4 protein-coding genes are annotated in these 3,271 nt (G+C 59.2%); 3 read left to right on the forward strand and 1 reads right to left on the reverse strand.

All coding sequences use genetic code 11. The features are described from left to right. Both ftsZ and NW815_RS10045 read left to right on the forward strand, forming a co-directional pair. Nucleotides 1-1,002, forward strand: a 1,002-nt coding sequence (ftsZ, locus tag NW815_RS10040; protein ID WP_414415967.1) for a cell division protein FtsZ, incomplete at its 5' end; no start/stop codon positions are given. Nucleotides 1,003-1,071: 69 nt separating this feature from the next. Next, the gene (locus NW815_RS10045; RefSeq protein ID WP_414388586.1) at nt 1,072-2,049 is read left to right on the forward strand and encodes a D-alanine--D-alanine ligase family protein; all 978 of its coding nucleotides are present in this window, start codon (nt 1,072-1,074) and stop codon (nt 2,047-2,049) included. Between the two features lie 42 nt (nt 2,050-2,091). Here the strand turns inward: NW815_RS10045 and NW815_RS10050 are convergent, their stop codons facing one another. Then, complete coding sequence (locus tag NW815_RS10050) at nt 2,092-2,589, reverse strand: hypothetical protein (protein ID WP_414388585.1); 498 nt, start codon at nt 2,587-2,589, stop codon at nt 2,092-2,094. A 155-nt stretch (nt 2,590-2,744) separates the two neighbouring features. On the opposite strand from NW815_RS10050, the gene bchM reads away from it, so the two are divergent. Continuing rightward, the coding region (bchM, locus tag NW815_RS10055; protein WP_414415968.1) for a magnesium protoporphyrin IX methyltransferase at nt 2,745-3,271 on the forward strand (527 nt) is incomplete at its 3' end.

The following is a 3,271-nucleotide window of genomic DNA, read 5'->3' on the forward strand; positions in this document are numbered from 1 at the left end:
ACCGATGCGCAGGCCCTTGCCCAGTCCTCGGCAGTGAACCGCTTGCAAATTGGGCAGAAGCTGACTCGAGGCTTGGGTGCAGGTGGTAACCCGGCCATTGGCCAGAAAGCGGCAGAAGAATCCAGCGAAGAAATATCGGCAGCCATCAAAGGGGCAGATCTGGTCTTCATTGCCGCCGGCATGGGGGGAGGCACGGGCACGGGTGGAGCACCCGTCATCGCCCAAATTGCCAAAGCCAGTGGTGCCCTGACGGTGGGAGTGGTGACACGGCCTTTTTCCTTTGAGGGCAAACGCCGCAGCAAGCAGGCCGAGGAAGGGATCCAAGCGCTGCGGGAGGCAGTTGATACCCTGATTGTAATTCCCAATGACAAGTTGCTTTCGGTGATCTCCGAGCAAACCCCTGTCCAAGAGGCTTTTCGCGTTGCTGATGATGTGCTGCGGCAGGGGGTGCAGGGCATCTCGGATATCATTCTCATTCCCGGCATGATCAATGTGGATTTTGCCGATGTGCGCAGCGTGATGGCCGATGCCGGCTCTGCCTTGATGGGAATTGGCATGGGATCCGGCAAGTCCCGCGCCCGCGAGGCTGCCATTACCGCTGTATCTTCGCCGCTTTTGGAAACCTCCATCGAAGGGGCTAAAGGTGTCCTCTTCAACATTACCGGTGGGCCGGATTTGTCCTTGCATGAGGTCACGGTGGCTGCAGAGATCATCGCCGAGGCAGTGGATCCCGAGGCCAACATCATCTTCGGCACCGTCCAAGACGAGCGCATGCAGGGGGAAGTGCGCATCACGGTCATCGCCACCGGTTTCCAAGAGAAAGCCCATCCAGCCGCCATCCCTGCTGCAACCAAAGTTTCTGCCTCCAACAAGTCGGGGGTTCCCAAGCCCACTCCCACGGGCTCTGGGCTGCCGCCTCGACAGCCTCCGGAGCCTGAGCCGCCGATGTCTGGAGGCTTAGATATTCCCGAGTTCTTGCGCCGCCGACGGCCCCCTTCGTAGAGTAGAGTGAAGGAATGCCGGTATCTTGGTGCCGGTTGTCAAGGGTGGGGAGTGCTTTGGGGTTAGGCCATGAACATTGTTGTCTTGGCGGGGGGGCGTTCGGCAGAACGTCAAGTCTCTTGGGTAACGGGTAAAGCCTGCAAACGGGCTTTGGAGGACCTGGGCCATCGGGTCAAGGTAATCGACCCAGATGAGGATCTGCCTCTGCGCCTTTGGCAGGAACGGCAAGCCGGCTGCGACTTCGTTTGGATTGCCTTGCATGGCCCTGGTGGCGAGGATGGGGTGGTACAGGGGATGCTGGACTGGCTGGGCCTGCCCTACCAGGGATCCGGGCCGCTGGCCAGTGCTCTGGCCATGGATAAGCTGGTCTCCAAGCAGATCTTTCGCGCCGCGGGGATCCCTACCCCCGATTGGCAGGTTTGGGACGACCAAAACCCCCTCGCTTGGGCTGACTGTGCGGCAGAGTTGGGATCCCCACTGGTGATTAAGCCCAGCAACAACGGCTCGACGGTGGGCATCAGCATTGTCCGGGATGAGAGGTCATTTGCTCAGGGGCTGGAGTTGGCCCGCTCAGTCTCGTCGCGGATTTTTCTGGAGCGCTATGTTCCCGGCAAGGAGATCACCCTCTCGATCTTGTCCGGCCAAGTTCTTCCGGCCATTGAGATCATCCCCGCCCAAGGCGACTTCTACGACTACGAAGCCAAGTACGCACCCGGTGGCTCGCGGCATTTGATCCCCTGTTCCCTCAGCCCGGCAGGGTTGGCCCGCTGTGAGGCGGCAGGTCTGAAGGCCTACCAGGCGTTGGGGTGCGAAGGCTTGGCGCGGGTGGATCTGCGAGTGGATCCCGAGGAAAATCCTTGGGTGTTGGAGGTGAATACACTGCCCGGCATGACCCCCACCTCCCTCTGTCCCGATGCGGCGGCAGCTCTGGGGTGGACGTTCACCGAGTTGGTGGAGCGAATGCTGCAGGATGCCTTGCAAAAAGCCCAATTGACCGGATCCCGGCGTTCTCAAAGTCCATCGGCGACCCTCGGCAACGCTCCCTGAGGCTTTTCCCAAGACAAGAACAAGAACCTTTACCCAGCTCTTTCAGAGAAGGGCAACCAGCAAAAGAACTACCCCAGCTCCGACAATCAGTACAGCTCCCCCCAGCCACACCCAGGAGATGCGGGATCCGCGGCCTTTGTCGGTTTTCCCGACAGGATTCTCCGGCGCAGGTTCAGGCTTTGAGTTGACCGAATCTGGGGCAACAACTGTTAGATCCTGCAACAAGAAGTCGCCTTTTTTTTCCAACAGAACCGTGGTTTCTTCTGAGGCCAGCAGCGGGTTCAACAAGGGGGCCGTTTGCTCCCACTCGTATTCAGAATGTCCCGACTCACGCCCGTACACCGTGACCTGCTCCAAGCCGGGCAAGCCCAACGCCCTGAGCTCCGCCTGCACCCGTTCCATGAGATGGGGGTAGTCCACTCGGGCCGAGGAGGATCGATTCAGAAGAACATGCAGATGACCTTGGCGGCGTTTGACCGCAATTCTGACCGGGGCAGCCAACCGAGCCTGCAACGCTTGGGCAATCTCAGCTTCGGTCATGGGGCAACATCCAAGGCATGCGAGTTAATTCTAATACAATCCTAGGGCAACGATGCAGAGGGTTACGGGGCCTCGGGGTAGAATGGGATGCGCGTTGGCGAAGAAAAGCAGAGCGTTCATCTTTTTCTCTCGCCGGATCCCTAGCTGGAAGTTCTATGCAAGAGAAAACCATTGTCCGCGATTATTTCAACTCCGTTGGCTTCGAGCGCTGGCGGCGCATTTATGGTGAAGAAGAAGTCAATTTCGTCCAAAAAGACATCCGCCTTGGCCATGCTCGCACAGTAGAGACGGTGTTGCAGTGGTTGGGGGATCCCTCCGGTTTACGCATTTGTGATGCCGGATGCGGGGTGGGCAGCCTCAGCTTGCCCTTGGCCGCCAGGGGGGCACAGGTGTTCGCCAGCGACATCTCGGAACAAATGGTGAACGAAGCACGCCGCCGCCAGCAAATGGAGTTGGGATCCACAGACAACCCCCAATTTTGGGTCTCGGATCTGGAGGAATTGACAGGGGAATACGATGTCGTCATCTGCCTCGATGTGATGATCCACTACCCTGAAGCCGAGGCCCTGCGCATGCTAAAGCACCTGACCCGCCTGGCTCGGTCCCGCCTGATCTTCAGTTTTGCCCCCAAAACCCCCTGGCTGACGCTGCTGAAGAAAGTGGGAGAGTTCTTCCCCGGCCC

The organism is Synechococcus sp. R6-7 (assembly GCF_047461695.1).
In the GTDB taxonomy this organism is placed as follows: domain Bacteria; phylum Cyanobacteriota; class Cyanobacteriia; order Thermostichales; family Thermostichaceae; genus Thermostichus.